Annotated in this window: 3 protein-coding genes; all 3 read left to right on the plus strand. The window is 58.7% G+C overall.

Translation table 11 applies throughout. The features are described 5' to 3' along the window. The first annotated feature begins 321 nt into the window (after positions 1–321). Complete coding sequence (gene rpsL, locus VGO12_RS05760; protein WP_003507760.1) at positions 322–693, plus strand: 30S ribosomal protein S12; 372 nt, start codon at positions 322–324, stop codon at positions 691–693. Positions 694–771: 78 nt separating this feature from the next. Next, a complete protein-coding gene (rpsG, locus tag VGO12_RS05765; protein ID WP_043626305.1) occupies positions 772–1,242 on the plus strand; it encodes a 30S ribosomal protein S7 in 471 nt (156 codons plus the stop codon). Positions 1,243–1,275: 33 nt separating this feature from the next. Then, positions 1,276–2,663: elongation factor G (gene fusA, locus VGO12_RS05770; protein WP_327511771.1), on the plus strand; the 1,388-nt coding region annotated here is incomplete at its 3' end.

Consider the following 2,663-nt stretch of genomic DNA (forward strand, 5'->3'; position numbering starts at 1 on the left):
GACAGAATATTTCTTAATTGCCCTTGACTGTTGGCCTTGAAATCAGTACACCCCGCCGCATCGGAGCCCATGTGAGGCTGGCTGGTTCGGAACGTCGCGTTCTGGAGTTCGCCTCAAACAAGGTTCGAAACGCACGCCGACGACTACAATGCTGCACGCACGACGCACACGATAGTGCGTCCTCTGCTTTATTTGGGGCCATCTGCGAAAAAGGCGGATCGGCCCTTGTTTTGCGCATTTCATGAGGCGTTCGAAACTGCCGGCGACGGCAACGATCCGCCCGCAAGGGTAACGTGACAAGATTTTGCAAGGGATGGGTATATGCCTACCGTAAACCAGCTGATCCGTAAGCCGCGTCAGGCACAGGTAAAGCGCAATAAGGTTCCTGCTCTGCAGGAAAACCCACAGAAGCGTGGCGTTTGCACCCGCGTTTACACGACGACCCCGAAGAAGCCGAACTCGGCTCTGCGTAAGGTCGCCAAGATTCGTCTGACGAACGGCTTCGAAGTCATCGGCTACATTCCGGGTGAAGGCCACAACCTTCAGGAGCACTCGGTTGTCATGATCCGCGGCGGCCGCGTAAAGGACCTTCCGGGCGTTCGTTACCACATCATCCGTGGTGTTCTCGATACCCAGGGCGTCAAGAACCGCAAGCAGCGCCGTTCGAAGTACGGTGCGAAGCGTCCGAAGTAATTCGGTTTTGAAAATCCCGGCGCTGCGCGAGGTCCTCCGCGTGGTAAAGCGCTGAAACAGTTTGAAGAGACGAAAAGTATGTCCAGACGTCACAGAGCAGAAAAGCGTGAGATCAACCCGGACCCGAAGTTCGGTGATCTGGTCGTCACGAAGTTCATGAACGCCATCATGCTGCACGGCAAGAAGTCGGTCGCTGAAAGCATCGTTTACGGTGCGTTCGATGCGGTTCAGACCAAGCTGAAGCAGGAGCCGATCGCTGTATTCCATTCCGCGCTCGACAACATTGCGCCGCACGTCGAAGTGCGTTCGCGCCGCGTTGGTGGTGCAACGTACCAGGTTCCGGTCGATGTTCGTCCGGAGCGTCGCCAGGCCCTCGCCATCCGTTGGCTGATCACGGCCGCACGCAAGCGTAACGAAACGACCATGGTTGATCGCCTCTGCGGCGAACTCATGGACGCAGCGAACAACCGTGGTAGCGCCGTGAAGAAGCGCGAAGACACGCACAAGATGGCTGATGCCAACCGTGCGTTCTCGCATTATCGCTGGTAATTCTGGCGCGAACGTCTCAAGAGGCAGTCCACTATGGCACGCGAATATAAAATCGAAGACTACCGTAACTTCGGTATCATGGCGCACATCGACGCCGGCAAGACCACGACGACCGAGCGCATCCTTTACTACACCGGCAAGTCCCACAAGATCGGCGAAGTCCACGACGGCGCCGCTACCATGGACTGGATGGAGCAGGAGCAGGAACGCGGCATCACGATCACGTCTGCTGCGACGACCACCTTCTGGAAGGGTCGTGACGGCAAGGCTCGTCGCTTCAACATCATCGACACCCCCGGCCACGTTGACTTCACCATCGAAGTCGAGCGTTCGCTGCGCGTTCTCGACGGCGCCATCGCGCTGCTCGACGCCAACGCCGGTGTTGAGCCGCAGACGGAAACCGTCTGGCGTCAGGCTGAGAAGTACAACGTTCCGCGTATGATCTTCTGCAACAAGATGGACAAGACCGGCGCGGACTTCTACCGCTCGGTTGAGATGATCAAGACCCGCCTGGGTGCGATCGCCGTCGTCATGCAGCTGCCGATCGGCGCTGAAACCGAATTCAAGGGCGTTGTCGATCTGATCGAGATGAACGCTCTCGTCTGGCGCGACGAGTCCCTCGGCGCACAGTGGGACGTTGTCGAAATCCCCGACGACCTGAAGGACAAGGCTGAAGAATATCGCGAAAAGCTGATCGAGACCGTTGTCGAGATCGACGAAGCCGCGATGGAAGCCTACCTCGAAGGCAACATGCCGTCGAACGACAAGATCCGCGAACTCGTTCGCCGTGGCACCATCGAGGTGAAGTTCCACCCGATGTTCTGCGGTACCGCGTTCAAGAACAAGGGCGTACAGCCGCTGCTCGACGCCGTCGTCGACTACCTGCCGTCGCCGCTCGACATTCCGGCGATCAAGGGTATCGACGCCAAGACCGAAGCTGAAATCGAGCGTCATGCTGACGACGCCGAGCCGCTATCGATGCTTGCGTTCAAGATCATGAACGACCCCTTCGTCGGTTCGCTGACCTTCGCGCGCATCTACTCGGGCAAGCTCGAAAAGGGCTCGTCGGTCATGAACACGGTCAAGGACAAGCGCGAGCGCGTCGGCCGCATGCTGCAGATGCACTCGAACTCGCGTGAAGACATCGAAGAAGCCTTCGCAGGCGATATCGTTGCTCTGGCGGGCCTCAAGGAAACCACGACGGGTGACACGCTCTGCGACCCGCTGAAGCCGGTTATCCTCGAGCGCATGGAATTCCCCGAGCCGGTCATCCAGATCGCGATCGAGCCGAAGTCCAAGGGCGACCAGGAAAAGATGGGCCTCGCGCTCAACCGCCTGGCTGCTGAAGACCCGTCGTTCCGCGTCAAGACCGACCAGGAATCCGGCCAGACGATCATCGCCGGCATGGGCGAACTTCACCT

The sequence above is a fragment of the Ensifer sp. genome, assembly GCF_035999135.1.
In the GTDB taxonomy this organism is placed as follows: domain Bacteria; phylum Pseudomonadota; class Alphaproteobacteria; order Rhizobiales; family Rhizobiaceae; genus Ensifer.